The 22078-nt window shown below is 52.1% G+C and carries 22 protein-coding genes; 1 reads left to right on the top strand and 21 read right to left on the bottom strand.

What is annotated here, in order from left to right; genetic code table 11:
- Positions 1-24: 24 nt before the first annotated feature.
- The 18 genes from EDM56_RS07220 to EDM56_RS07140 all read right to left on the bottom strand — a co-directional run bounded on the left by EDM56_RS07220 (position 25) and on the right by EDM56_RS07140 (position 16547).
- The gene (locus EDM56_RS07220) at positions 25-897 is read right to left on the bottom strand and encodes a carbohydrate ABC transporter permease (protein WP_122917226.1); all 873 of its coding nucleotides are present in this window, start codon (positions 895-897) and stop codon (positions 25-27) included.
- Positions 898-1977 carry an ABC transporter ATP-binding protein gene (locus tag EDM56_RS07215; RefSeq protein WP_122917225.1) on the bottom strand — a complete coding sequence of 360 codons (1080 nt, stop codon included), beginning with the start codon at positions 1975-1977 and terminating at the stop codon, positions 898-900.
- Positions 1937-2656, bottom strand: a complete 720-nt coding sequence (locus EDM56_RS07210) for an HAD family hydrolase (RefSeq protein WP_122917224.1) — start codon at positions 2654-2656, stop codon at positions 1937-1939. Before EDM56_RS07210 ends, EDM56_RS07215 begins: the two co-directional genes overlap by 41 nt.
- Positions 2643-3236 (bottom strand): glycerol-3-phosphate responsive antiterminator, encoded by a 594-nt coding sequence (locus EDM56_RS07205; protein ID WP_425456286.1) that lies wholly within the window; start codon positions 3234-3236, stop codon positions 2643-2645. Before EDM56_RS07205 ends, EDM56_RS07210 begins: the two co-directional genes overlap by 14 nt.
- A gap of 417 nt (positions 3237-3653) precedes the next feature.
- Positions 3654-3812 (bottom strand): hypothetical protein, encoded by a 159-nt coding sequence (locus tag EDM56_RS31410; protein ID WP_183192335.1) that lies wholly within the window; start codon positions 3810-3812, stop codon positions 3654-3656.
- Positions 3813-3909: 97 nt separating this feature from the next.
- Positions 3910-4968 (bottom strand): HD-GYP domain-containing protein, encoded by a 1059-nt coding sequence (locus EDM56_RS07200; RefSeq protein WP_122917223.1) that lies wholly within the window; start codon positions 4966-4968, stop codon positions 3910-3912.
- Between the two features lie 122 nt (positions 4969-5090).
- Positions 5091-6791, bottom strand: a complete 1701-nt coding sequence (locus EDM56_RS07195; RefSeq protein ID WP_183192334.1) for a HAMP domain-containing methyl-accepting chemotaxis protein — start codon at positions 6789-6791, stop codon at positions 5091-5093.
- Positions 6792-6859: 68 nt separating this feature from the next.
- The gene (locus EDM56_RS07190; RefSeq protein ID WP_122917221.1) at positions 6860-7261 is read right to left on the bottom strand and encodes a PilZ domain-containing protein; all 402 of its coding nucleotides are present in this window, start codon (positions 7259-7261) and stop codon (positions 6860-6862) included.
- Between the two features lie 164 nt (positions 7262-7425).
- Positions 7426-8826 (bottom strand): hydantoinase/oxoprolinase family protein, encoded by a 1401-nt coding sequence (locus tag EDM56_RS07185; RefSeq protein ID WP_122917220.1) that lies wholly within the window; start codon positions 8824-8826, stop codon positions 7426-7428.
- A complete protein-coding gene (locus tag EDM56_RS07180; protein WP_122917219.1) occupies positions 8823-9935 on the bottom strand; it encodes an S-methyl thiohydantoin desulfurase family protein in 1113 nt (370 codons plus the stop codon). The genes EDM56_RS07185 and EDM56_RS07180 overlap by 4 nt, the downstream gene beginning before the upstream one ends.
- Positions 9936-10120: 185 nt before the next feature.
- Complete coding sequence (locus EDM56_RS07175) at positions 10121-11521, bottom strand: sigma-54 interaction domain-containing protein (RefSeq protein WP_122917218.1); 1401 nt, start codon at positions 11519-11521, stop codon at positions 10121-10123.
- Positions 11518-12528: a 5-oxoprolinase subunit C family protein gene (locus EDM56_RS07170; RefSeq protein WP_122917217.1), complete on the bottom strand. Its 1011-nt coding sequence runs from the start codon at positions 12526-12528 to the stop codon at positions 11518-11520. Before EDM56_RS07170 ends, EDM56_RS07175 begins: the two co-directional genes overlap by 4 nt.
- Positions 12509-13270 carry a LamB/YcsF family protein gene (locus EDM56_RS07165; RefSeq protein ID WP_122917216.1) on the bottom strand — a complete coding sequence of 254 codons (762 nt, stop codon included), beginning with the start codon at positions 13268-13270 and terminating at the stop codon, positions 12509-12511. Before EDM56_RS07165 ends, EDM56_RS07170 begins: the two co-directional genes overlap by 20 nt.
- On the bottom strand, positions 13255-13983 hold the full coding sequence (pxpB, locus tag EDM56_RS07160) for a 5-oxoprolinase subunit PxpB (RefSeq protein ID WP_183192332.1): 729 nt from the start codon (positions 13981-13983) through the stop codon (positions 13255-13257). The genes EDM56_RS07165 and pxpB overlap by 16 nt, the downstream gene beginning before the upstream one ends.
- A 13-nt stretch (positions 13984-13996) precedes the next feature.
- Positions 13997-14560, bottom strand: coding sequence for a DUF4269 domain-containing protein (locus EDM56_RS07155; RefSeq protein ID WP_183192331.1), 564 nt, complete (start codon positions 14558-14560; stop codon positions 13997-13999).
- A gap of 86 nt (positions 14561-14646) precedes the next feature.
- Positions 14647-14874, bottom strand: coding sequence for a hypothetical protein (locus EDM56_RS07150; protein ID WP_122917213.1), 228 nt, complete (start codon positions 14872-14874; stop codon positions 14647-14649).
- A 190-nt stretch (positions 14875-15064) separates the two neighbouring features.
- Positions 15065-15895: a methyl-accepting chemotaxis protein gene (locus EDM56_RS07145; RefSeq protein WP_122917212.1), complete on the bottom strand. Its 831-nt coding sequence runs from the start codon at positions 15893-15895 to the stop codon at positions 15065-15067.
- A gap of 103 nt (positions 15896-15998) precedes the next feature.
- Positions 15999-16547, bottom strand: a complete 549-nt coding sequence (locus EDM56_RS07140; protein WP_122917211.1) for a PadR family transcriptional regulator — start codon at positions 16545-16547, stop codon at positions 15999-16001.
- A gap of 261 nt (positions 16548-16808) precedes the next feature.
- Between EDM56_RS07140 and EDM56_RS07135 the strand changes: the two genes are divergently transcribed.
- Positions 16809-18002: an alpha/beta hydrolase family protein gene (locus EDM56_RS07135; protein ID WP_122917210.1), complete on the top strand. Its 1194-nt coding sequence runs from the start codon at positions 16809-16811 to the stop codon at positions 18000-18002.
- A gap of 180 nt (positions 18003-18182) precedes the next feature.
- On the opposite strand, the gene EDM56_RS07130 is transcribed toward EDM56_RS07135, so the two are convergent.
- The 3 genes from EDM56_RS07130 to EDM56_RS07120 all read right to left on the bottom strand — a co-directional run bounded on the left by EDM56_RS07130 (position 18183) and on the right by EDM56_RS07120 (position 22030).
- Positions 18183-18410 (bottom strand): biotin/lipoyl-containing protein, encoded by a 228-nt coding sequence (locus EDM56_RS07130; RefSeq protein ID WP_122917209.1) that lies wholly within the window; start codon positions 18408-18410, stop codon positions 18183-18185.
- On the bottom strand, positions 18394-20526 hold the full coding sequence (locus EDM56_RS07125) for a sigma 54-interacting transcriptional regulator (protein WP_122917208.1): 2133 nt from the start codon (positions 20524-20526) through the stop codon (positions 18394-18396). Before EDM56_RS07125 ends, EDM56_RS07130 begins: the two co-directional genes overlap by 17 nt.
- A gap of 130 nt (positions 20527-20656) precedes the next feature.
- Positions 20657-22030, bottom strand: coding sequence for a putrescine aminotransferase (locus EDM56_RS07120; RefSeq protein ID WP_122917207.1), 1374 nt, complete (start codon positions 22028-22030; stop codon positions 20657-20659).
- Positions 22031-22078 lie beyond the last annotated feature (48 nt).

Below are 22078 nucleotides of genomic sequence, written 5' to 3'. Positions count from 1 at the left end.
TTCCTCCTTTTTTGATCGTTTTCCTTAGCGATAATGCACGCGTTTTGCCATGAACAAGAAATGAGCAGCCGTCAGCACGCCGACGATGATCAGCAAGACTACCGACGCGGCGGATGCCAAGCCTCCGTTATAAAAATCCATCCCTTGTTGATAAATGTAGTAGACCAGCATGTTGGTGCTGTTAACCGGCCCACCTCCTGTCATGATGGCGACGGTGTCAAACGCTTGGAACGACGAGATCGTGTTGATGATCAAGAGGAAAAAGAGCGTCGGCGACAGCATCGGGATGACGATGTGCCAAATCTTTTTCCACGGCGAAAAGCGATCCAGTGCTGCCGCCTCGTAAATGTCTTTTGGGATGCTCTGCAGCCCGGCGATGAAGACGAGCGTGTTGTAGCCCAAGCCTTTCCATATATTGACGAGCATCAAGGAAGCAAGCGAGCTCTTAGGATCGGTGAGCCATGTGTACCCCGGCAAGCCGAGCCACTCCAACAGCGCGTTGAGAAACCCGAACTGCGGGTCCATCAGCCATACCCAGAGCATGGAGACGGAGACGAGCGAAATGATATGGGGACTGAACACCATCGCCTGCATGATGCCGTAAATTTTCGCCTTGCGGTTGAGCCACAGTGCCAGCAAAAAGGACAGCCCCAATCCGAGGACGACCGTAACGAGTGTGTACAACGTGGTATTCCACAGCACTTCTTGGAAATCGCGTTCGGCGAACAAATCCGCATAGTTTTGCAGCCCAACCCAGTCCATCTCTTCCAGATTCAACAGCGTCCAGTCATGAAAGCTGAGATAGATGATGGATAGGATCGGGTAAAACAAGAACACGGCGAAACTGATGAGTGCAGGCGCTATGTACGCATAGGGCCGAACCTTCGCCCAGACCATCTACACCAGCACCCCCGTTTGCAAACTGTCCAAAATGCCGGAATGATCGCCATTAATCCGAGCGGTCGTCCGTTTTTCAAAGAAATGCAAATCAGCCTTCGAAATCGTTAAGGAGACTGCCTTGCCGATCTCATGCAGCTGATCGGACGTTGTTTTGACTGTGACCCGTCCTTGCGGGGTGGTGATATGATAGAGCGTTTCCGAGCCGAGAATCTCACGGGATGCAATCTCGCCTCGCATATGGTAGTCTTGCAGCTGTCCGGCCAACGCCGCCCTCGCTTGGGAACCCCCGCTTTTGATCACTGCTTTTTCCGGCCTGAATCCCATCACGAACGGCTTCTCATCGTCTGCAAAAAGAATGTTCATCGGCGGCGAGCCAATAAATTGGGCGACGAACAGATTGGCCGGATCACGATACATGTCAAGAGGTGATGCGACCTGCTGGATTTGCCCGTTGTTCATCACCACAATCTGGTCGCCCATCGTCATCGCTTCCACTTGGTCATGTGTCACATAAATGAAGGTCGTGCCCAACTGCTTGTGCAAGTCCGTCAGCTCGGTGCGCATCTGGTTGCGCAGCTTCGCATCCAGGTTGGAAAGCGGCTCATCCATCAGGAACACCTGCGGCTTCTTCACCATCGCCCGCGCCAATGCCACACGCTGCCGCTGCCCGCCGGACAGCTGGCTCGGCTTACGGTCCAAATAGGGCGTCAGCTGGACAATCTCGGCAATTTCGTAAACCAGCTTTTTCGTTTCCGTGCGGGAAACCCCGCGGTTCCTCAGACCAAACGCAATGTTGTTGTAGACGCTCATCGTCGGGTACAGCGCATAGTTTTGGAACACCATGGCGATGTCGCGCTTGCCAGGCGGAAGCTCATTGACACGCGTATTGCCAATCCAGATCTCTCCTTTGGTGGCACTCTCCAATCCGGCAATCATGCGCAGGGTCGTCGATTTGCCGCAGCCGGATGGCCCGAGCAAAACCGTGAATGAACCGTCTGGTATCGTAAGCTGCAATTCTTTCACTACCGCCTGCTTGTCATACGTTTTTTCCACCTGCTTCAACAACACTTGTGCCATGCGCTACCCTTCCTTTCTCCTCCGCTTGGGCTTGGGTCAAACTCTCGAGCAATTGGTCGAGGCTAGCAAATCGATAATCAGGGGATCGCTCGCCGAGTTCTCCCGGGCCATACCATTCCAAAATCGCGCATGCCGCACGTGCTGCGCGCGCCGCCTCCAAATCGTAGATGCTGTCTCCCACCATCAACGTTCGTGCTGGCGATACGCCGAAATACGCCATCGCCTTTTCCAGCGGCTCCGGGCTCGGCTTCCCGTTTCCAACGTCATCCAACGTCACGACGATTTCAAACAGTCCGCCAATTCCGGCCGCTTCCAAATTCACGAGCGTGATTTCGCGCTGCTTGTTGGTGACAAGACCGACGCGATAGCCTTGCTCCACAAGTCGGGACAAGCTTTCCTTCACGCCTGCAAACAGCGGAACCGACTTTTCCTCTAGCTCTTTTGCCTGAGCCAGGTAGGCTTGGTACACATCATCGCGTTCATACCTGCCTTGAAGCATGGAATCCCACTCGGCCAAAAAATCGGTAAACGACTCGCCGAATCGAGCGAGCACCGCCTCTTTGGAATACACCCCAGGAATAAATTGCTCCGCCGTTGCATGCACGGCTGTAATCACGATTTCCCTGCTGTCGAGCAAGGTGCCATCCAGATCAAAAAGCAGGCAATCATAGTTGTTCATGTTCGACTTTCTCCTTCCACAGCTCACGGCTTCCCATCGATACGGCCGATGCGCCCGCCGCCAATGCGGCCAGCATCTGCTCCCGATTTTTGAGCAATCCGCCCGCAATAATCGGCACATTCACTTCTTGGCGGCAGCGCTCGATGGAATCGGTCAAAAGCGCAGGCATCAGCTCGATGGCGTCAGGCTGCGTCTCCTGTACCGAGCTCATTCCAGACCGAATCGCATCGCTATCCACAAGAAACAGCCGCTGAATGGTCAAAAGACCTTCCCGCTTTGCTAGCTTGATCAAACTGTTGCGGGTCGTGACGATTCCGTCCGGCTTGACGATATGTGCCAAAAAAGCGATGCCCTCACGATCCTGCGCCAAGCCCCCGATGCGTTCAACATGTAAAAAGACAGGAAGCCGATGATTTTTAAACAAGTCGACGTAGCGCTGGATCATGCCGATATTCCCAATCGAAAGAACAGCTGCGCTCACATCTGCCTGCAATGCTTTTTCCAAATTTTTCGCTTCCTTTACCGAAGCGATTTTTCGCTTACTCGTCAGCTTTTCATAAAACTCCGCTTGACTGATCATCCGCTATGCCCCTCTCGATACAAAAAGGAGAAACCTCGCATAGGCATCCGCCCCCCTTTTGACATATGTCACGGGGTACAGCTCCTATTGCAAGGTTTCTCCTCGGCTCCAACCTTACGTTATCTACTTGTTGATTTGATTGTATCGAACGATTATTAATCGCATGTGAAAGCGATGTAAATCGTTCGTCGCATTCCTGTAAAGGAAAGCTCTACCATTTCGCCGGTCGCTACTTCGTTTGCAAAGTTAAAAAAGCCGCCCCCGTGCGGAAGCAGCCCATGTATGAAGTATAAACTTTTAAGGAAACGTAAAAAATATTTTTATTATGCCGATATATCAGATAGACGTTCGTTTTTTTCACCTAGCTGATCCAGCTAGGCTTTTTTTTTTGCACTGCTAGACGCAGTTACTTGAAAACTACTTGATACGGATATCTTTTCGTGTAATGGGGAAGTCCACCCAGACAAAATTCATGTCATGTGCAGTCGTATCCTCCACCGTAAACCGATACACCTTGTAAGCAAAAAAACCAACAAATAGTAAAAAAGCAAATGTCGCATAAAGAAACAGCAGCATTGTCACTCGCCTCCCCGCCTCGTTTCTCTATACATACGAGGGGAAGCGTCATTCTATGTCAGCGCTTGCTTCGGCATGACTCGATTTTGTCACAATCTTATGTCAAAACGCCCGTAATGAAGATCGTTGTCTCCGCACTGAGATCGATATCGACCACTTCGTGGTCCTCATCCATCCGCTTACTTGCCGGCTTGTCCCGTTTAATCACACGTACGACCGGGCGAGTCGGGAGCCCTCGGTTTTGATCGATCACTACTCCTACCTCGCCCGTGCTCAATTTGATCGAAGAGCCTGTCGAATACGTCGCCACCGAGCGCAAAAACCGGATCACCATCTCATGATCGAAACGGAAGTTGGCCAGCGCCGTAATTTTTTCGCACGCTTCATACGGGTGAAGCGTTTCTTCCTCTGTGGAAAACGGGGAGATCAGATTGTCATAGTAGTTCGCAATCGCTACGATTTTGGCAAAGTCATGGATATCGGCACCGACCATCCCGCGCGGCTCGCCTTTACCATTCACCCATTCATGGTGCTGGAGCGCGACATGTGCCGACACGATGCTCATTTCGTACTTGCGGCGCAGCAAATTAAACCCTACCCACGAGTGATGCTGTTCGCCCAGCTCGCCATTCGCCGCGTCTTCATCATCTTTGCTTACTTTGCCGATGTCGTGCAGAAGTGCGCCCATCGCCAGTTCCTTCAGCTGATTCATATTGTATCCCAAACTAATCCCCATCACAGTCGCCATCATGCACACGTTGAGCGAATGAATGAACAAATGGTTATCATTTGTCCTGATATCGGTAAGGTTGACGAGAACCTTCCTGTTTTTCAGCAATTCATCAATGATGTTCGTCGATGTTTTCTGTATGCCGCGCAAGTCGATCGACTTTCCCGTCTGAACGCACTGCATAGCCGTGGACAAATTGGAGATGGCTTCCTTGCGCGTGGATTCCGATAGCACGTCCTCCATCTTGACATCGTCCATTAACGGATCTTTTATGTACAACATGGTAACGCCGAATCGGCGCAGCTTGTTGATCATGCCGACCGTCAGCTGCATATCGGCCTGCAGCAGTGTCAAACCATCACTGGTATAGATGCTGCGGTATAATACGTCTCCTGGTTCCACCTGCTCAATGCTGACATAACGCATGTTCCAACCCCCATAAACCAACTTCCCTCATCTTACCATGAAATCGCTGTCCAGTATGTGGCAAGAAATTTTCGCATAAAGAAACCCCCAAGCTTTTACGCTTAGGGGCATGTGGTGATGCATTATAGACGGAAATTGCCGACCGTCTGCTGCAGCTGCTCTGACATTTTCGCCAAATTGTCGGTCGAAGCTGCGACCTCCTGCATGGAAGCGCTCTGCTGCTGCGTTGCCGCAACGACTTCCTCCGCACTTTGCTGGGCGGTCGAGGTCACTTCTGCGATATGCTGAATCGAATCGACCATCGAGTCGGCTCCGCCCTCTACCTGCGCGACGACAGCGGACACGTCCTTCACCTGCTCAAGTACCTGATCGACTGCGGACAAAATCTCCTGGAACGCCTCACCGGCCTCTTGCGCAAGATGTTTCCCTTCGCTGACCGCGATAGTACCCTCTTGCATGGAAGCGACCGCCTTTTCGGTCTCTGCCTGAATCTCGCTGATCAGCTGGCTGATTTGCCCTGCCGCAGAACCCGACTGCTCGGCCAGCTTTCGGACCTCGTCGGCTACTACCGCGAACCCTCGGCCCTGCTCGCCAGCGCGCGCCGCCTCGATCGCTGCATTGAGCGCAAGCAAGTTTGTCTGGCTCGCAATATCGGTGATCATCGAAACGATGCTGCCGATTTCATGCGATTTCGTCCCCAGCAGGGAGACGATTTCTGCTGAGCCTGACACTTTCTGGTCAATCTGGTTGATCTGCTCCACGACGCGGACGACCATGCGGTTCCCCGCCGTCGCTTTGTCGGCAGCCGTTTGGGAAGACTGGGTCGCCTGCTCCATGCTTTGGGCAATATCGTCCATGCCTTCTTTAATCTGTTCAGCCGCTTTTGTCGATTGCTCGACGGCAACGATCTGCTTTTCCGATCCTGCAGCGACTTCCTGGATGGAGCTGGCGATCTGCATGGACGAATGGACCGTCTGCTCCGCGATCGCGGCCAGCTCTTCCGAAGTGGCGGCTACCTGATGCGAGTTCATCGAGACTTGTCCGATCACCGTCCGCAAATTGGCCGTCATCTGGTTAAAGTTGCGGATCAGGTCGCCCACTTCATCCTTCAGCTTGGTCGGCAGCGGCTCCACTTGCAAATCGCCGTCTGTCACTTGTTTTACCTGGCGTGCGATCATCGAAAGCGGTAGGCTAATCATTCTGGAAATAACGAAAGCGATCGCGAGGCCGATGAGAATCGCTACAACGCAAACGATCATAATGAGTATCAGTCCATTGACTGTAGCGATTGCCGCTTCCGCCGCGTCATTGTTGACGTCCTTTTTGTTGCGTTCCACCAAATCGCTGATCAGTCCGCTCGCGATCAAATAATCCGTGTGCGCATCCCGGAAAAATACGAATTGCTCGTATTGCTTTCCGTCCCGCTTCGCCTGAACGATGACAGGAATCTTTTTCTGAAGCGATGCCCACGTGTTTTCGAAATCGCCAAAACTCTTTTTCTCTTGCGCAGACGAAATCATCGGCACATAGCTTTGTTCCGCTTTCGTGAAGTCTTCGATGGACTTAGTCAAATTCTCCTCCAGCCGCTCTACCTCGCTAGGAATCGGTTCGCTCATCACTTGCAAAAGTTGTCTCTCGATGTCAGATAATTGCGTGTTTAATGAACCTAGCAAGGTGACCTTTGGAACCCAGACTTTGCTCGCCTCATCGATTTTTTTGCCTAATCCGTTCATTTGAATGATGCCTGCTACGCCAACGATAATAAGCAGCAGCAAGACGAGAATAAACCCGCCAAACATCTTGGCCCGAACGGAACCCCCCATATTGTTCTCCTCCTCCATGCTGTCCTCGTTCGATTAGATTCGACAATTGGCGAATTATTCCTGCTGCTTCAGCAAGAAGCCTCTTTTTTTGCGCATTTTTTTAGTTCGTTCAATAATTCCGATTGCGAGTACCGCTCCGCCTCAAACCTTATGCCATAGCGATATTCGCCTAGGTAAAGCTGCTTCCATATCATCATGCCGCGAATGGTAAACGACTTGTCATTGAGCAAAAAAGAGAGTGACACATGCTTGGGCTCCTGCTCATACCGGATGTTAAGGCCTGGCGCGGATAATTTGGCTCCCCCCAAGCTGATATCGAGCAGCTTGACCTGATCTTTTTGCCCAATGGGGCGCTCTCCCTGCTCAATCGTCAGCATCGCATCGTGCGGGGTGGGAAACCGATAGCGAAACCCTTCTTTGCGTTGGTACAGCATCTCGAATAGCTCCCTTACCTTTTCATTTTTTTCCATTATAGTCACATCCTTTAAGGCGTGATAGTGTCCGGCGTCATGGTTCCCATTTGATTTCCAGAGATTGTCTAGGACTTTGGAGGGGATCGATCAACTCCCCCGAACTGCTGGCAGGCCACATGCTGCCACGCGGTGATCGAAAAAAACGAAAAGGTTCAGGGAAGCTAAACGCCGATAGGACTGCCTGCTTGTGGGAGCCTGCCGATCGCCTTGGCTTTGATCCGCACGGCTTTGCTTGGCACATAGGCCAGCGGAATGTTTTGCACAGACAGCACCTGGACGCTTTCCGGTTCCGCTCCCGCCTCAATTGCCACTGACACCGCTTCCTCTTGCGCGCTTGCCAACGCCTGCTCCTCGCTCATCTCCTCAAGCCAATACATCCGGTCCACCGTTCCGCCGACCGGCGCGATACATGCACCTGCCGCTCGGACCGTTCGATACATGCCCGGGACAAATACTTCTGCCCACGGATAGGTGAAGCTCGATACAAGCTGCTGGCTTCGTTCCCCTACGAAAATGAGCGGTAAGCGGTCGTAATGAGGCTGAAACCGCTGGATCGCGTGAAAAACAAGCTCGATTAGCCTGCTGCCGACCGATTCGCCGCGCCTCCACGCGATGGTGACCACATCGGGAATTTGCAGATTCAAGCGGACGCCTGCGGTCCGCTGGCCTTGCCTGCGCTCTTTTGGAAACCCGTTCTCCAGCATTCCGATCCTTATCTCATGACTCGCCACATCGATAACGATCGCGTCCTTCCGCCCGCAAGCGTGCAGTCCGCCAAGCAAGCTTCCGGAAAAATCCGAATAATACAGGCGCAACGGTTGGCGCAGTGCAGCATCGAACGGGAGCAGGGTTCCGTCATTTTGGACAAAAAACAGCGGCGCCTGTAAGCCGAAGCAGCGAATCCGCTCCCGCATCCCTTCAAAATCCGCGCGCATGCGCAAAGACAGCGCAGCGTTTAAAATCGCCGCGTTCTCCCGCTCCATAAAGCCAATCCCGCCCAGCTCGTATGAGAAGGTGACATTGGTATGCTCCCCTGCTAGCTGATGCAGCCACGAGCCAATGCGAATCTCCTGCTCTTTGTTGACCGGAGAAAAAATGCCAGTGACGGCAAAGGAGCGATACTGCTCTAGCTGAATGCTATCCAATAACCGCTCGGTGTCTGCAATGGACGGCCCTCCGCCAAACGACGGCGTCCCGTCGATCTCATGTCCGCCCTTCAATCGCCCGCACCAGAGACCGAGCTCTTGGCGCAGCGTCTCGTCAGCTCCCCACAGCGGCGGGAGGCTGTCGGATGCCTGTCCCAACCGAATGACTGCTACACGTGACAGCTGCTCGCTGTCCTGCAGACGGGACAAGGCGCAATTTGTCGCGATCATCACATGGCTGATCTCCTGCAGCGTGATCTCCTTATCCGCAAACAGCCTCCTGAGCAGCGTGACAATCGTATCCGTGACGCCAATGTTTCCTGAACCATCCGCAGTCGCGACGATCTGATTTCCTGCATCGACCAGCACGCAGGAAGCCCAGTTTTTATCGATGCTGATGCCTAATCGGTACATCATTTCATCACCTCGCCCTGCTGCCACCGCTGATCGACCGGTACGTAGTCGCTGGCGATGCCGAAGCTTGCGGGTCCCACCACTTCCAGCATTTTCGGATGCCTCATCAAGTACGGGCACGGAATCGCGATGACCCAAACTTTGTAGTGATTTTCCAAATCCTCGATCATGATCGGCTCTGCTGTGTCGGCATCAAGGATGCAGATGAGGTCCGGTACTGTGACCAATGTCTTCCCGCCACGCTTCACCTGTGTGAATTCCGTCAAAAACGAAACCTCCACCTGCTCGGCAATGTGGCTGCCTGTCCCCTGCACGATCAACTGACCGCTCAGCAACCCGTCGCGTATCTCACGCTGCAGGTCCACGACTTTTCCCTCGATAATTTTTACCGGTTTGCCGTAAAGCGAGGATTGAAAGGTCTGTTCCATGCTCGCAAAAAAACGGTGGATATCTCCGCCAGAGGCAATCACCGCTTCGCCAAGCCCCAGACATACGGAGTACGATTGAAGAAACGCGCTCTCCTTCAACCGTCTCGCTTGCATGGAATAACCGGAACAAACCGCCCAACCGCCCATCATCAGCACGTTAGCACGCAGCGCCTCTTCGATTTGCCAACTGGTCGCATTCTCCAGCAAATTGCACTGCCCTCGGTCGCTGCAAAATACAAATGGGCTTGCCGGTATGTCGAACGCGTGGAAGCTCGTCATTTGTAGCTGGGGAAATGCACGCCCCATGCCATCGCAGTCGATGACGGGCAGCCTGGTCATAGCGGCGGTAAATATCGGGGTCAACGCATTCAAGCCGCCGATTTCCAGCGTTGTCAAACCGGCTGCCTGAATCCCGCGAACACGCTCCAGCTCGCGGAGCGCCTCAACCACCTCGAAGCCGGTCATGAATTTTTCATTAAACATCAGCGGGGAGCCGATGAAGGATACCGGAACAATCCAATCCTGATCGTTCAGTTCAAATGCCGGCACAAGTGGAACCGGACCATATTCGGCGACAGCTCTGGCGGTCAAACCTTGCAAAATCGGCGAAATGCCTCCACCTCCAGAGCCCAAATACTCCGCACCTTGGGCGATAGCCAGCACGTCCCGCTCATGAATCCACATTCTCACGCGACGCACCTCCTTCTTTCTTTTCTTTTTCAATAATTGTGCCAATCATTCGTAAGCATGTTTCGCAAAAAAAAAGAGAGGTTTTGGCCTCTGCGAGTAACTTACTTCAAGATGAGAGAGATGATAAGTTAATCATTTCGCAGTTTTTCGCGTATTCAATCAAATTTTCGCGAGCTTTCTCATTTCGAGAATTTTTGCTGCCGCTGCAGCTTATGTAAACGGCGGTATAAGGTCGCAACACTGATCCCGAGTGATTCCGCCGCCCTTTTCTTCCCTTCCGTCGTTTGGCCGAAGCGTTGCAAGGCGTGCATGATCAACAGTTCTTCCGTTTTTTCCAACGGCATCTGCGTATCGATCCCCGGCATACGCCCTTCTGTCTGCTGCGGCAATTCGGGCTGCTCTACCGCTTCCTGCAGCCGTTCGCGAACCGATCCCGGCAAACTGTTGACGGTGACTAAATCGCCCGTTTCCAAACTTACAATATATTCGACGATGTTTTCCAGCTCCCGGATGTTGCCGGGCCACCGATAGCGCTGCAGGCATTGGAACGCTTCAGTGGAAAGCCGCTTCGGCGGCTTTTGAAACCTCTCGCCGAATTTCTTCATGTAATGCAAAATCAGCTCATACAAATCTTCCTTCCGCTCACGCAGCGGAGGCACGTACAGCGGAATGACGTTCAGTCGGAAAAACAGATCCTCACGAAACTGCCCGGTCATCATCATTTCTGTAATGTCTTTGTGTGTGGCGGCGATGACGCGGACGTTTACCGGAATGCTCACAGCGCCGCCGATCCGCTCTACGCGCCGCTCCTGCAAGACGCGCAGCAGCTTGACCTGCAAAAACGGCGGCATATCGCCAATCTCGTCCAAAAAAAGCGTGCCTTCATTCGCCAGCTCGAACTTGCCTTGCTTGCCGCCTTTTTTCGCGCCAGTGAATGCCCCTTCCTCGTAGCCAAACAATTCGCTTTCCAAGAGTGATTCCGGTATCGCCGCGCAGTTGATCGCGATAAAGGGACCGCCAGCCCTTTCGCTCGAAGAATGGATTGCTTGGGCCAGCACCTCCTTGCCGGTCCCGCTTTCGCCGCGGATCAGCACGGTTGAGTCGTTGCCGGCCACTTTGCGCCCCTGTTCCTTCAAGGCAAGGAGCGCAGGACTTGACCCGCGAATGTCATCAAAACTGTAGCGGGTGGCATTTCGCCGTTTTTGCTCGCGTTCCTGTTCTGCGGGAGGCTTGGCGAATTGTAGGATCGCTCCCTCGGCTACGCGCTCCACATACAAAGGGTGCACCTTGCACAGATAGGACAGCCTTTTGCCCGACTGGTCGACGATCGTCACCGCCAAATCCCGAACCGGCTTGCCTTTTCGCACGGTTTCCAGCAAGAGGGCAGAATCGACCAGTTGGCCAAGCGATTGCTGAAACAGCGTAATTTGCGGGCAGTTCCAGACGTATTCAGCCGCGCTGTTCACATGAAGAACCTTTCCCTCAACCGATACGACCAGCATGGGAAAAGGGATCATCCCCAGCAATCCCTCTACTTCCGACAAGAACCATTTTTTCTCTTTGCTCCACGGCTCGTTCATAAACACTCCCTCCTTCCTGCCAAGCATGCGAGGCGCAGCTGTCTCAACCACCTTTCGCTCTCTGCCAAACGCCGGTGTGCCTCTTGCAGCGAAGCCGGTTGAAAGTGCAGCATATCCTGCGGTCTCGCCTGCGCGACGAGCGGCAAATCAGCGGTGATGACCGTCCCGATCCGCGTATAACCGCCTGTCGGCTGCCGATCGCAAAGCAAAATGATCGGCTGACCGTCTGCCGGAATCTGCACAGCACCAACGGGAACAGCTCCGCTGATTACATCTGCACCGCTTTTATGGCTGAGTGGCTCGCCGTGGCAGCGCAAGCCCATCCGATCAGCCTGAGTCGTCACAGCATAGCTCTCTGCCCAAAATCGCTTAGCGCTTTCTTCCGTAAATGCATCGATATGCGGTCCCAAGATGACATGCACCTGCTTTTTCATGGGGTAATCCGGTATTCTCGACGGATGCAGGCGGCGGTTGGCCATCTGCTTCAACACTTTGGCGTGCGTCTCACCACCGTTTCGGCCCGAGCCAATTGCGAGGCGATCACCTGCGCTAAGCGCCCTTCCCTGAAAACCGCCGATCTTGCCTTTCAGGTAAGTGGAACAGCTTCCCATGATGTGCGGGACGTCGACTCCGCCGTGCACAGCGAGATAGGCGCGGCATCCACGCACGATCGGACCCACGCGAAGCGTCGAGCCCGCTTGTGCAATGATGCTTTTGTACATATCGATCGGGTTGCCGTCGAGCGTCGCGCCGACGGTCCCGCCTGTCAAGCAAATCAAGCTGTCTGCAGCAAACCGCAGGATTGGACCTGTCAGCGTCAGCTCCAGCCCGGCAGCCGATTCCGGATTACCAACCAAAAGATTCGCGACGCGCAGCGCAATCGAATCGGCGGCACCGCTCACCGGTACGCCGTATTGCTGATAGCCGTACCGCCCCAAATCCTGAACTGTAGTCAGCGTCCCAGGCTTCACGACTTCAATCTGGCCATCACGTTCGTTCACACGCACTCACCACGACTCCCAACCGCTCCAACTCGGTGCGGATACTGCGCGCAAATAGGACGGCCTGCCGCTCATCACCATGAATGCAGACCGTCTCAGCCTGCATGTCAATCTCCTCGCCGGTCACCGTCACTACTCGCTGCCCGGCGAGCATGTTCACAACGCGCGCTGCCGCACTGGCCGCATCCTTGATCATGGCTTGCGGATGCGTGCGTGCGACGAGCGTGCCGTCCGCCTGATAGGCGCGATCAGCGAAAAATTCCCGCGCGACCCGCAGATTCGCTGCTTGCGCCGCTTGCACGAGCTCCCCTTGCGGCAATGTATAGATGACCAGCTCGCGGTCGATTGCGATCACCGCCTCCACCAGCGCACATGCCAGCTCGCGGTCTCGATTCACCATATGGTATAGAGCTCCGTGCGGCTTGACATGCGACATTCGGACGTTTTCCGCCAAGCAAAACCCGTTCAACGCCCCGATTTGATAAACGGTGTCCGCATACAGCTGGTCTGCAGATAGCTCCATCTCCCGCCTGCCGAAGCCAGCCAAATCAGGCAAACCCGGATGGGCTCCGATGGCTACGCCGTGCAGCTTGGCCAATTGTACCGTCCGGCGCATCACCTGCGGGTCGCCAGCATGAAACCCGCAGGCGATATTGGCCGAGCTGATGTAGGGCATGATCCCTTCGTCGTTTCCAACATGATAACGGCCATAGCCCTCTCCCATGTCACAGTTCAAATCGATGGGCATGTGATTTCCTCCTTTACCTGATAGATTCCGCGCTCAATCTCGCGGCAAATATCGAAATATTCCACCATTTCTACCGGTACGAACTGCACTAGATCGGAGGCAGCGAGCAAAAAGGGCTGTTCCTTTTCTGGTTGAAAAAGCGGAACAGGCATATGCGCGATAATGCGCCAACCACCTGGCGTATCAAGCGAATAGATGCCGGTTTGCGAGCCCGCGATCCCGACCGAACCGCTTCGCACCATTGCTCTCGGAGTTGCCAGCCTTGGCGTTTCCAGCGAATCCGGCAATCCGCCCAGATACGGGAAGCCGGGAGCAAAGCCTAGCATGTAAACCCGGTAGACCGCACCCGCATGCAGCCTGATCACCTCATCGATGGTCAATCCAGCGAGCCGTGCCACATCAGCCAAATCGGGGCCGCCACTGCCCCCATAGAGTGCCGGGAGCCACATTTTGCGCACATTTGCTGGCTCATGCCGCAAGTCTCGGTACGATGCTTCAATTGCGGCAACAAGTCGCTCGTAAGCGAGCAGCGCTGGATCATAATAGATCGTCAGTACCGCGTATGACGGCAACATTTCGATAACGCCCTTGATCTGGCGCCGCTCCAAGCTTTTGCGCAATCGGTTCACCAGTTGATTGATGCGCTCGCATATGACTTGCTCAAACACCACATCCATCGCTTGATCGCCGACATGTCTGCACTGGTATTCCACCCAACCACCCCCGTCAACGAGCGAGCATGCGCGAAAGCTCTTCATCGCACACCATTTCAAATGCAAGCAATCTTTCATACGGATCATCACAAGCCAATTGCAAATAATGCATAAAAGCAGGTTCGGTCTTCATCCCCGCGCGTTTCAGCCTCCTGATCTCATCGCGCATGCGCTCTCCACCGGCTGCAAGCATCCGGGCCTCAATCACCATATGCCGATACCCGTTTTGCCGATCACTCGGTACAGGCTGCGCGAACAGCTCGAACAAGAAGCCGTCACATTGAAACTGGATCACCGCAGTTTCGATTCCGCGCACAATCGTGCGGCTTTCGGCATACGCGCCAAGCTGCCTATACGCGCGAAAAACCGTCTGAGAAAACCGGTCCATCTCTGTGGTACAGCAGACGATATCCAGATCGCTCGACCCGATATCAATATCCAGCGGGATCGTCCCTACCAAAATCGGATCAAACGCTTGCAGCGTCTCCATGATCCCAAGCTTTTTCATGACCGTGAAGGCCTCTCGCTGACGCGGTGTGCCGATAGACAAATAACCTATGTTTTTAAAATCATCCATCTTCTTGGAAGCAACTCCCTTTTCTTCCATTCAATCATACCGTAGGAATGAAAAATAAAAAAGCTTCATTAATGTAACGAAGCTTTTCAATCGGTGCCTTTTCCTGCTGGTTGTATACTATCGATTTCATTCAGCTTGAAATTGTAGATTTGTTTTTCGTCGTCATGATAGATCAGCAAGAGCTCGTTTTCTTCTGAATACTGCAGAAGACGGCCAGCAAATGACTGGCGCTCCGCTTTTTCCCGAACCACCTCAATTCGCAGTAGTTGTCTGGTCGCAATCCATCGCGAAAATAAGTTTTTCAGTTCAGACACTGGTCATTCTTCCTTCGTTGTAGAGAGTATTTCTTCTATTGTAACCGATTTCGCTCTGTTTTCCCCCTTTGATTTACTGCCAAATTATGAAGTTTTGATAAATACACACTGGCGATCGTTCGGTGTCGAAAAGAAATGATTGTTTCACATAACGCAATACCGACCAGCGGTTTTTTGAAAAGCAACAAAACTACTGCTTCCGGCTCACCGATGCCCCCTCGTGCAACCGAAAAGCTGTGCTGGACACTTGCTCAAACGATGCATTTAACTCCTGCATACCAGACAAATGCTGCTCTGCATAAGCGGCAATCTCTTGTATGGATCGATCCATCGTCTTGATGTCTTGAAGAAAGTGCTGCAGCTGCACGGCGATATCGCTCGCCGATTTTTTCGATTGAGCAGCCATTTTGCGGATTTCTTGCGCTACAATCGCGAAGCCGCGTCCATTCTCGCCTGCTCGCGCTGCTTCGATCGCCGCATTCAACCCGAGCAAATGCGACTGTGCCGCCATTTCGTGCACGATCTCGAGAAGTCGATTCATGTTGGTGATATCTGTTGTCATCTGGCTTGATTTTTCCGAGAGCTCTTGCAGCAATGTCGTGATTTTGTCAGTCCCTTTCGTCATTTGTTCCGATGTAGCGTATACCTCCTCCGCTACTGCAGATAAATCCTCCGCTGATTGACGCAGCGAGTCCACTCTCTCGTTGGAGACGATTGCGGTCAGCACACCTACAATTCGCTGTTCTTCATAGATCGGTGTGGCCGATGCGATATAGGAAAATCCGAATGCTTCAGGGCCGCGTTCATCGCGCATTGAACGTCCCGCGCGAAAGGATTGTTCCGTGACCGTACCTGCGATGCCGGACAACGGAGAGCCGATGGAAAGCTTGAAATCGATCGTTTTCCCAGGTAAATAGGCAATCAGTTTCTCGGAATCATAAAGCGCGAGGCACACTTCTTCCTCTGGGTAGGTGTGTTTGAAATACTCGATGGATGTTTGAATGCCGGCCAAGACTGACATAAGCTCCCCCTTTGATAAACTTTCTTTTTTCTATAAAAATACATTACCACAGTTCGCTCGACAATACATGGCCTCGATTACCACTTCACCACCAGATCAAAGATTAATCATCGCCCATTCCCGCCAGCAAACGATTGCACCAGTCGATATAGAGCTTTTCATATTGGATTCCGAACTCGACAACCGCGACGCTCGATGAGATCGGGTCCATCTTCAAGCGTGAATCGCGCAAGGGCTTTAGCTCTTCGACTTTTGCCAAATAATCAGCTAGTATCCCCTCGTGCTGTTTTTTGATCTCCTCAACCCGAACGATCATTTTGGCCGGGTCGACCAACCACAGGTTGTACGCCTTCAGCAGCAATTCATCGCGGATCGTGCCAAGCCCGCCCGATTCGACTGTCCACTGTTTCAATGCCTCTCTCCCCTGCTCCGTAATCTCATACAGCTTTCGTGCGGGGCGATACTCATGCAGCTTGACGCCTTGCAGTTTGACGTATCCGTCCGCTCGCAGCTTTGACAGCGTGGGATAGATTTGATTGCTGCCCACTTTCCAAAAAGGACCGATCCGGCTGTTCATTTGCTGTTTGATATCGTAGCCGCTAAGCGGTTCGCGCACCAACAAGGTAAGCAGGACATAACGGATTGCACTCATCAAGACAACTCCCTTGTTTTCTTTAGTAACAATATTAACCTAAGTTAATTTTAACCTAATATTTTTCAACCAGCAATCCACCCACGAAAAGTCAGAGCTTTCACGATCTAATCTCTCTTCAAACATTAATTACTTCACTTCACGAAAATAGGTTAATTATGACCTATATTATTGTTGACTTAAAATTGATTTTAGGTTATTTTTGTTTTAGATCAAATCGAACCTATAAATTGTCATCGATTAAAGGAGGACTCATCCATTATGAAATGTATTTTTGAAGACCAAACCTTTTCCTTTGAACTGCTGCGTACGATGGGGTACGCGCCCTTCGGCGGAGCCGATATCGGGGAATGCCTGACCACCGCTTATCGTATCGAGGAGGGGAATTTCGAAAGCTGGTACAACGAGTGGTACAAAACTGCCGAGCGGATTCATGCGCTCGCGGAAGAAAGCATGTCGCGCGGCAAACGGGTCAGTGCGCGGGAGTGCTACCTACGCGCGCACAACTACTACCGAACTGCGGAATTCTTTTTGCACGGCGACCAAAACGATCCGCGGATTCTGGATACATGGGGAAAAAGCCGCAACGCATTCCGCAAAGCCATCCAGCTGTTTGATACGCCGGTCGATGAAGTGAAAATCCCGTATGAAGACACGTTTTTGCCAGGCTACTTTTATCGGGTGGATGAGTCGCCAAGACCGACCTTGCTCATTCATGGAGGCTTCGATTCGACTGGGGAAGAGCTGTACTTAGAAGTAGTGGCGTCAGCACTGCAGCGAGGCTACAACTGCCTGACGTTCGAAGGGCCGGGCCAAGGCGCGGTTATCCGTGAGCAACGGCTCCCCTTCCGCCATGACTGGGAAAAAGTCGTGACACCTATGGTTGATTATTTGGAGACGCGGCCGGAAGTGGATGCCAAACGGATCGCGATCATCGGCATCAGCCTCGGCGGTTACCTGGCTCCTCGCGCTGCCGCCTATGAACATCGCCTCGCTGCTTGCGTGGCGAACGACGGCCTGTTTTCCAATCAATTCGGTGAAATCGGACGCAGATTTTATCCAGGCAACCCGCAGGACTTCGAAAATCCAGCATTCGTTGAGCAATTTATCGGTGTGTTGATGAGCAAAAGCATCGGGGTTCGCTGGGCGATTGAAAACGGGATGTTCACCTACCAGGCAAAAAATATCCATGAGCTGATCGAAAAAACCGAGCCAATCACTTTGGCCGGTGTAGCGGACAAAATCACCTGCCCGACGCTCGTAGTTGAAGCGGCCGAAGATCACTTCTTTGCCGGTCAACCTCAGATGCTATACGACGCGCTCACCTGCCCGAAAACATTCATGCGCTTCACCGCAGAAGAAAGCGCGGAGGAGCATTGCCAATTCGGTGCCCTGCTGTACTTCAACCAGCGTATGTTTGAATGGCTGGATGAAACGCTGCAAGTCAATAACTAGCGAAGAACAAAAAAGCTGCTCTACGTGTCATGGTTACATCCATGTACGGAGCAGCTTTTTACTTTTTGAGACGGAAATTACAAAAAAGTGTACCCGTTGTTTTCGCGGATACACTTTCATGCAAGTAAAACGAATATGAACCATTCATGTGTTTGTGCCATTCCCTTGTACAGCATTGCGCTACCGCTGAACAATGACAGCCAAAATCATGCCAGATATCGTGATATCCCCTTGCTCAACTTCCAACGATTCCGTGATCCCCGTAACGGGGGCAAGGATTTCGCAATTGACCCCATTGGACTGCAGCGAAAAAATCGGCGTGCCTTCTTCTATTTTTTCGCCTTCGCGCAGCATGACACGTTCAATGGAGCCGTCGCGGGGAGCGACCACGTCAAATCTTAAACCCAACCTTCTCACCTCGACTAAGCTTCTCCGTAATCTCCTGGTATTTTCGGCTTATGGTTGATTGGCTGACTCCCAGGACTTTTGCTGCCATCGAGGTTGTTTTGAATTCATCCATCGCCATTTTGATCAGTTCTTCTTCCATCGCTTTCGTCGCTTCCTTCAGCGGCATGATCTTGTTCATCCGTTTGGCCATCTGGTTTTTCTTCCCTTTTTTCAGCAACGGAATGATCACGTCCGATTCAATCAGCTCTTCATCGGATGTTACGCAAATTCGCTCGATAATATTTTGCAGCTCGCGCACGTTGCCTGGGAATGTATATGATTCAAGCACGTCCAAGGCATCTTGCGACAGCTGTGTGTGGCGGTCGTACTTTTCATTGAACTTTTGCAGAAAATGGAGTGCGAGCAATGGCACGTCTTCTGGACGCTCACGCAGAGGCGGAATTTGGATCGGAATCACGTTCAGTCGGTAATACAAGTCTTCGCGGAACGTACCTTCCTCCACCATCTTCTCCAAGTTTTTATTCGTAGCGGCGATGATTTGCACATCGACCTCCACCACTTCTGAGCCACCGACCGGAATGATCTCGCGCTCTTGCAGGACGCGCAAAATCTTCACCTGCAGGTTGAGCGGCATCTCGCCGATCTCGTCAAGGAAAAGAATCCCCTTGTTGGCCATCTGGAAGTATCCGGGCTTGCCGCTGGCGTTGGCGCCGGTAAACGCGCCTTTTTCATAGCCGAACAGCTCGCTTTCCAGCAGCGCTTCCGGAATCGCCCCGCAGTTTACCTTCACGAACGGCTTGCTGCTGCGCGGCCCCATCTCATAAATCGTCCGGGCAAACACTTCTTTCCCGACACCCGACTCACCCGTCAGCAAAACCGTCGAAGAGGTTGCGGCGATTTTTTGGATGTATTTCATCACTTTCTCGATTTTTTCGCTGCCGTAAATCACCTGGTGGTTTTTCACGTACGTTTTTTGATCGAGCAGTGTTTCAAGCTCTTTCTTGTACTTCTCCGACATCTTCTGCGCATGCCGCAGCTCTTCCTTGAGCATCACGGTTTCGGTGATGTCGCGAAGAGCGATGACGATCCGCTCCAGCTTGCCTTTATCATCAAAAATCGGATTTCCTACGGCAAGCACGTCTTTGCCGGAACGGCTCTGTTGCGTAACGGATACTTTTTTCTTGCGCTCCAAGACCATCTTGACGATCGCGGCGAAAAACGTCCCCTCATGCTCCAGCTCCATCAGATTGATCCCGATCAGCTGTTCCTTGTCAATTTCCCAGAAGTCTTTGATCAAGTTGCCACTGTAACGCAAGAGCACGCCTTTTTCATCGACGACCAAAATCTCGTCATAAATGGAAGAAAGGATCGCCTGCATGTCCATGTTTAAGTTTTTGACGTACTCGAGCTCCATTGCCATGTTCTCGATGTACGGCAAGTCTTGCAGGACGACGATAACGCCGGTTACTTTTCCGTACTGGTTGCGAACAGGTCCGAAATCGGCGAGAACCCCGATCCGGTCATTGATGATGATATGGTTGAGGATGGTTTCCCCGTTTTCAACAACCTTGGCGAATTGCTCCGCATCCAGCAGATCGCCCACGCGCTGCTGACGCAGTTCATCAGGCTCGACGCGGATCATCCGCAATGCTTCCAAGCTGAAATTTTCAATTCGTCCATGCACATCTGCGATCAAAATCCCCATCGGAATGGAGTTCAGCAGCGAGCGAATCCAGTCTGTCGATTGGTTGGTCAGCAAATAAGCGAGAATATCCTCGCGCTGCAAATAGCCCTCATGCTCGCCATCCTGATTCAAGATCACCACGACTTCCTCGCCGAACACCTTGAAGAAGTCTAGCATGTCTGCACCGCGCTGTATGCTGATCAAATGGGTGTGATACGGCAGTTCACGGACCGACCGTTTCATCCATTCGGTATTATCGAAAAATGGAATGATGTCTGTGTTGCGAATGAACGCCGCAATCCTACCCTCGTTATGCGGGTCCGTAATAAAGACATACGGTTCATTGTAACGAGACATGATGCTCCACACTTCATTCGCAGATGACTCAAATGAAACAGTGTAAGCCTTTCTCACGAACCATTTCGAAGCCATAAATCCTCCTGTAGACTACTTAGTCAGTTTCTAACATTATTATAATCGTATTTCGATACTGATTCTATCTATGTGAAAAAGAAAAGAGGACTCGTGTAGACACAGTCCTCTTTCTTCTCTTGCAAGGAGCTTAGATTTTAACCTCGCCCAACACTTTTTTGAAGGTAGCGATAACTTTATCCGCTTCTTCATACGTCAGTGTGAGTGGTGGTTCGATACGGATGGTTTTCGCGTTGATAAGTGTACCCGCAACCAGAATGCCGTTATCGAACAAGCCCTTGGACACTTCGTAACCGATCTCGTCGTTGTGGAATTCTACACCGATCAACAGACCCAGACCGCGGATTTCCATTACTTTATCGCCGTAGTTGGCAGCTGCTTCACGCAGGCCTTTCAGCATGTAGTCGCCCAGCTCAGATGCACGTTGTGGCAAGTTGTCTTCGATCAGTACGTTGAAAGTAGCGATCGCTGCCGCACAAGCCAGTGGGTTACCACCGAATGTTGTTGTGTGCATGAATGGGTTTTCGAAGAAGCTGCTGAATACTTTCTCAGAAGCGATGGTCGCACTTGCTGGCATGATACCGCCGCCGAATGCTTTTGCCAAGCACATGATGTCTGGTACAACATCGTAGTGTTCTGCAGCGAACATTTTACCTGTACGGCCCATACCTGTTTGTACTTCGTCGAAAATGAGCAGTGCGCCGAACTCATCGCAAAGTGCACGAACCGCTTGCAGGTAACCTTCTGGTGGCAAGTTAACGCCGCCCTCACCTTGGATTGGCTCGAGGATTACCGCTGCTACGTCTTCACCTGTCATTGCGCAAGCTTCGAACGTTTTGCGCATCATGTCGATGTCGCCGAAATGAACGTGCTTGAAGCCTGGGATCATTGGCAGGAATGGTTTACGGAATACGCCTTTTGCTGTACCGGACAGGGAGCCCAAGCTCTTACCGTGGAAAGCTTTTGTTGTTGCGATGAAAGTTGTACGGCTGCTGTACATTTTCGCCAGTTTCAAAGCTGCTTCCACAGCTTCTGTACCGGAGTTACCAAAGAAAGCGTATTTCAGGTCGCCTGGTGTTACGTCAGCCAGGATTTTTGCGAGCATTGCGCGCAATGGGTCGAGCAAGTCTTGGCTGTGCAGTGCTTGACGGTTCATTTGGTTGATAACCGCTTGTTTTACTTTTGGATGGCCGTGACCTACGTTGTAGATACCGAAACCGCCCAAGCAGTCGATGTATTCTTTGCCGTTAACATCTTGGAAAGCGTTCAGACCGGAGTCTTTCCACTCTACGGATGCGAACTGGGTATCTTTTGTTACGGATTTGCGGTATTGCAGGAAGCCTGGGTTTACGTGATCGCGGAAGTTTTCAACGGTTTGGCGTGTTACCCATGCCGCTTCTTCCTTCGTGATGTCTTGCTTTGCGATCAGATCCAGTACTTGATTGGAATACTCGTATACACTTGCGTATTTTTCTTTTGCTGAGGTAGCAGTTTGGTTTGTCATGTTGTTGCCCTCCTATATAAGGTAAATTTTATGATTCCCCAAATGAGC

The organism is Brevibacillus fluminis, assembly GCF_003710825.1.
In the GTDB taxonomy this organism is placed as follows: Bacteria; Bacillota; Bacilli; order Brevibacillales; family Brevibacillaceae; genus Brevibacillus_D; species Brevibacillus_D fluminis.
This window is presented reverse-complemented; position numbering and strand designations above follow the sequence as displayed.

Bases quoted from the DNA above. Each gene is read 5' to 3' on its own strand.
- EDM56_RS07140 (WP_122917211.1), bottom strand. From the start codon at position 16,547: ATGAGTGCAATCCGTTATGTCCTGCTTACCTTGTTGGTGCGCGAACCG.
- EDM56_RS07195 (WP_183192334.1), bottom strand. From the start codon at position 6,791: ATGGGGGGTTCCGTTCGGGCCAAGATGTTTGGCGGGTTTATTCTCGTC.
- EDM56_RS31410 (WP_183192335.1), bottom strand. From the start codon at position 3,812: ATGCTGCTGTTTCTTTATGCGACATTTGCTTTTTTACTATTTGTTGGT.
- EDM56_RS07145 (WP_122917212.1), bottom strand. From the start codon at position 15,895: ATGTCAGTCTTGGCCGGCATTCAAACATCCATCGAGTATTTCAAACAC.
- EDM56_RS07135 (WP_122917210.1), top strand. From the start codon at position 16,809: ATGAAATGTATTTTTGAAGACCAAACCTTTTCCTTTGAACTGCTGCGT.
- EDM56_RS07165 (WP_122917216.1), bottom strand. From the start codon at position 13,270: ATGCCCATCGATTTGAACTGTGACATGGGAGAGGGCTATGGCCGTTAT.
- EDM56_RS07175 (WP_122917218.1), bottom strand. From the start codon at position 11,521: ATGAACGAGCCGTGGAGCAAAGAGAAAAAATGGTTCTTGTCGGAAGTA.
- EDM56_RS07210 (WP_122917224.1), bottom strand. From the start codon at position 2,656: ATGAACAACTATGATTGCCTGCTTTTTGATCTGGATGGCACCTTGCTC.
- EDM56_RS07185 (WP_122917220.1), bottom strand. From the start codon at position 8,826: ATGATGTACCGATTAGGCATCAGCATCGATAAAAACTGGGCTTCCTGC.
- EDM56_RS07155 (WP_183192331.1), bottom strand. From the start codon at position 14,560: ATGGATGATTTTAAAAACATAGGTTATTTGTCTATCGGCACACCGCGT.
- EDM56_RS07220 (WP_122917226.1), bottom strand. From the start codon at position 897: ATGGTCTGGGCGAAGGTTCGGCCCTATGCGTACATAGCGCCTGCACTC.
- EDM56_RS07200 (WP_122917223.1), bottom strand. From the start codon at position 4,968: ATGCGTTATGTCAGCATTGAGCAGGTGGAACCAGGAGACGTATTATAC.
- EDM56_RS07120 (WP_122917207.1), bottom strand. From the start codon at position 22,030: ATGACAAACCAAACTGCTACCTCAGCAAAAGAAAAATACGCAAGTGTA.
- EDM56_RS07205 (WP_425456286.1), bottom strand. From the start codon at position 3,236: ATGATCAGTCAAGCGGAGTTTTATGAAAAGCTGACGAGTAAGCGAAAA.
- EDM56_RS07180 (WP_122917219.1), bottom strand. From the start codon at position 9,935: ATGTGGATTCATGAGCGGGACGTGCTGGCTATCGCCCAAGGTGCGGAG.
- EDM56_RS07215 (WP_122917225.1), bottom strand. From the start codon at position 1,977: ATGGCACAAGTGTTGTTGAAGCAGGTGGAAAAAACGTATGACAAGCAG.
- EDM56_RS07125 (WP_122917208.1), bottom strand. From the start codon at position 20,526: ATGGCTTCGAAATGGTTCGTGAGAAAGGCTTACACTGTTTCATTTGAG.
- EDM56_RS07190 (WP_122917221.1), bottom strand. From the start codon at position 7,261: ATGGAAAAAAATGAAAAGGTAAGGGAGCTATTCGAGATGCTGTACCAA.